Source organism: Acinetobacter sp. V2, assembly GCF_001188385.1.
GTDB lineage: Bacteria > Pseudomonadota > Gammaproteobacteria > Pseudomonadales > Moraxellaceae > Acinetobacter > Acinetobacter oleivorans.
Genome location: NZ_JZFB01000001.1, coordinates 93,270 through 96,506 on the forward strand (window position 1 = coordinate 93,270; position 3,237 = coordinate 96,506).

General features: G+C 36.9%; 5 protein-coding genes. 3 read left to right on the forward strand and 2 right to left on the reverse strand.

Annotated features, from left to right (window positions below; all coding sequences use genetic code 11):
- The first annotated feature begins 12 nt into the window (after positions 1-12).
- Positions 13-567 (forward strand): TetR/AcrR family transcriptional regulator, encoded by a 555-nt coding sequence (locus UC75_RS00475; protein ID WP_049836333.1) that lies wholly within the window; start codon positions 13-15, stop codon positions 565-567.
- A gap of 54 nt (positions 568-621) precedes the next feature.
- Here the strand turns inward: UC75_RS00475 and UC75_RS19215 are convergent, their stop codons facing one another.
- On the reverse strand, positions 622-855 hold the full coding sequence (locus tag UC75_RS19215; protein ID WP_049836334.1) for a hypothetical protein: 234 nt from the start codon (positions 853-855) through the stop codon (positions 622-624).
- 419 nt (positions 856-1,274) lie between these two features.
- Positions 1,275-1,706, reverse strand: a complete 432-nt coding sequence (locus UC75_RS00485; protein ID WP_049836335.1) for an SRPBCC family protein — start codon at positions 1,704-1,706, stop codon at positions 1,275-1,277.
- A 269-nt stretch (positions 1,707-1,975) separates the two neighbouring features.
- Here UC75_RS00485 and UC75_RS00490 point away from each other — a divergent pair, with 269 nt between their 5' ends.
- A complete protein-coding gene (locus UC75_RS00490; RefSeq protein ID WP_228136969.1) occupies positions 1,976-2,653 on the forward strand; it encodes a GntR family transcriptional regulator in 678 nt (225 codons plus the stop codon).
- An 81-nt stretch (positions 2,654-2,734) separates the two neighbouring features.
- Positions 2,735-3,237, forward strand: a 503-nt coding sequence (locus UC75_RS19410; RefSeq protein WP_228136970.1) for an NAD(P)/FAD-dependent oxidoreductase, incomplete at its 3' end; no start/stop codon positions are given.

Genomic DNA, 3,237 nt, shown 5'->3' on the forward strand with positions numbered 1-3,237 from the left:
TAAGCGGTATACATGAAAAATTTAGAATCTTCATTTAGAGCACTGCGCGTGCTTCACGTAGCAAAAGATCTATTTAATCAGGATGGTTTTAATAAAGTTGGTGTCGACCGAATTATTGCAGAAGCCAAAATCCCCAAAGCTACTTTCTATAACGACTTTCACTCAAAAGCACGACTCATCGAAATGTGTCTCACTTTTCAAAAAGATGCGCTCAAAGTAAAAGTGTTTTCAATTCTCAAATCTTACCGTGAAGAAATGGTGCTTGATAAACTCAAACAGATTTACCTTATACATGCCGATTTAAATGGCTTTTATCGTTTACCCTTTAAAGCAATTTTTGAAATTGAAAAGCTTTACCCAAAGGCCTACAGCGTGGTGATTGAATATAGAACTTGGCTAATCAACGAAATTTATAAACTGCTTTTAACCGTCAAAACTACAGCTTCAATGAAAGATGCCCACATGTTTTTATTTGTGATTGATGGAGCAATGGTTCAGCTTTTAAGTAAAAACAGTGTAGATGAGCGAGACAAGCTACTCGAGTATTTTTTAATAATGCTGTCTTAGCGATAAATTCAAACACATTCTAAAAGGAAAAAAGCCCGTAACTGGGCTTTTTATTTATTCGAGTTCAAGCTGATTGTCATCTTTAGTGACTTTAATTTTCAACTTTTTATATTTACGTTTGTTTGGATCTAAAGCAGAGTTTGACACTTCATCAGCAAACTTTGGATTTTGCATGAGTTTTGCATAGGCTCTGTAACCTATGCGAATTCGGGTAGGCGGACAATCTGTTCTTTTGGAATAATATTCAATAAGTGAATTTAATTCCTTTAACAAACTTTGATGTTCCATTGGATTGATTATTTTCTATTAATTATTAAGTTATTTTTAGCATACTAAACTTTAGAAAACTTCTAAAGATCTAGTTGATATACATTACTTTTAATAAGTGTGATTCGAATTTAACTAATTTCATAAATGTTGATTTATTTTGCATTTTATTTAAGATTTTTGATTTCTTTTTAATCAAATAGTCATAATCAAGGGTTAAATTAATTTTAGAAAAAGAAAATAGATAGAAGATTGCCACGAACAAGAACTATTTAAGCAATTTTCTCAAACTGTAGTATTCAGCTGACTTTAACGAGTCGGCTTTTGTTTTTGTGGTTAGTTCCTCGAATTTCCTATTTGTAGAAATTGATGCAGCAGTTCATCCATACATCTACTTAAAAATAAAAGCCCGATAAAGGGCTTTTTATTTTATATCTTGATTAAAATTTGAGTTTTTTAAGCCCACGACTCACGCCATTTTGTAAGGCTGCTTTAATAATCGGGCCAATAAAAGGAACGCGACCTTTAAAGCTAATGGTGTAATCTAAACGAGTACGGTTATTTCCCAAGTCAGTAAATTTCATTACACCACGGTGACCCTTAATTGGGCTAATCCCGCTTGTGATTGCGTACTCGATCAGTTCATTTTCTTTATAGACTAAATTTGTTTCTACAAATGAAGGGGTCAGTGGAATAGACATTTTGCGTGCAGAACCAACACCATTACGGGCGTCTTTTCCGTTGCTAATACGAGTCACTTTAGCAGGAGCGAAAAGTTTGCTTAGGTTTTCATGCTCACTTAAGCTTGCAAAGACTTTGTCTACGGGTGCATCAAATTCTTGTACGATGTTGATTTTTTGAGTTTTTAACATCTTATTCCCTCTATAAATTATTTTGACATGGACGATTGTCAGAATTTGGATATTAGCATGCTTTGGGTAATGGGGGAATTCTTCTTCGTCGGAGTTATCTTAAGTACAAAAAATTGATTTAGGTAAATCCATTATATTTTCTGTCCTTTTCTTTATCTTTTTGGATTGTAGACACATTGTATTATTTGAGAAATGGAGAATTATACAAATTGTAGACATTTCCCAGAAAGGTAGGAACCGAGCTCAGGCTTATGGATGGAGTGGTTAAGATGGATAAGAAAATACGTTTAGCCGAAACATTAAAACGCCGAATTATTAGTATGGAATTGGCACCGGGCGCAATTGTAGATGAAATATCCTTGAGTGAAGAATTTGGGATTTCCAGATCGCCCGTTCGCGAACTTATCCGTCAAATGGCTGCCGAAGGTTATCTAGAGCTTGAAGCAAATCGTGCTGCTCGTGTTTCTTCGATGAGCCATCAATCACTCCGTAATTTCTTTCTTGCTGCGCCATTAGTTTATATCGCTACAACACAATTAGCAGCAATAAATGCAGGGCCAGTTGAGATTAATCAATTGAAAGAAATCCAGCAACGATTCCGTCAAGCGATTGATGAAAATGACTTGGAAGGCCGTGTTTACTATAACAACCAATTTCATTTGGAAATAGGACGAATTGCACAAAATGCATATCTCTTACCAAGTCTAGAGCGCTTGCTGATTGACCATGCACGTTTAGGCAAAATTTTCTATCGCCAACCTACCTCAACAGATATGCAAGAAGACCTCGATACAGCAGTTCTTCAGCATGACCAGATTATTGATGCGATTGAGCGTCACAACGCAGGTGAAGCTGGTGAGCTGATCCGCGTGCACATGGATTTATCTCGCCGTCGAATGACTGAATATGTTGTTCCGGCAGGTATTGATGTTCCACTTACTTATTAATTAAAGGCAAAACCTTTTACAAATAATACTTTCACTTACAGGAAAAGTAGGTGAGTGGAAAATATAAATGGAGTTTTTGAAATGACAAAAGTTACAGCCTTACCTGCCGATGATCAACGATGTGCATGGTATCACCTCAGCCCAAAACGAATGGTTAAACCAAGCCATACGGGTAAAAGCGCAGCACGCTGGGCAGTAATTGGAGCAGGATATACGGGCTTGGCCGCAGCACGTCAATTGGCACTCAATTTTCCAAATGATGAAGTGATCTTGATTGAAGCGCAAGAAGTTGGTTTTGGTACGGCTGGTCGTAATGCGGGTTTTGCAATTGATCTTCCGCACGACATTGGCGCCGAAGACTATATTGGTGATATCGACATTGCCAAAACAACACTGAAGCTCAATTTGTTAGGTCAGTCTATTTTGCATGACTTAGTAAAAAAATACGCAATCGATTGTCACATGCGTCCAAGCGGTAAATATCAAGGTGCGGTAGAAGACCGTGGTATTAAGGTTTTGGAAGCTTATCAACGTGGTTTAGATAAGCTCGGACAAGAGTACCAAGTTATTAATGGTTCGGAATT

Coding starts and splice junctions, on each gene's coding strand:
- UC75_RS00485 (WP_049836335.1), bottom strand. CDS start 1,706: ATGTTAAAAACTCAAAAAATCAACATCGTACAAGAATTTGATGCACCC.
- UC75_RS19215 (WP_049836334.1), bottom strand. CDS start 855: ATGGAACATCAAAGTTTGTTAAAGGAATTAAATTCACTTATTGAATAT.
- UC75_RS00475 (WP_049836333.1), top strand. CDS start 13: ATGAAAAATTTAGAATCTTCATTTAGAGCACTGCGCGTGCTTCACGTA.
- UC75_RS00490 (WP_228136969.1), top strand. CDS start 1,976: ATGGATAAGAAAATACGTTTAGCCGAAACATTAAAACGCCGAATTATT.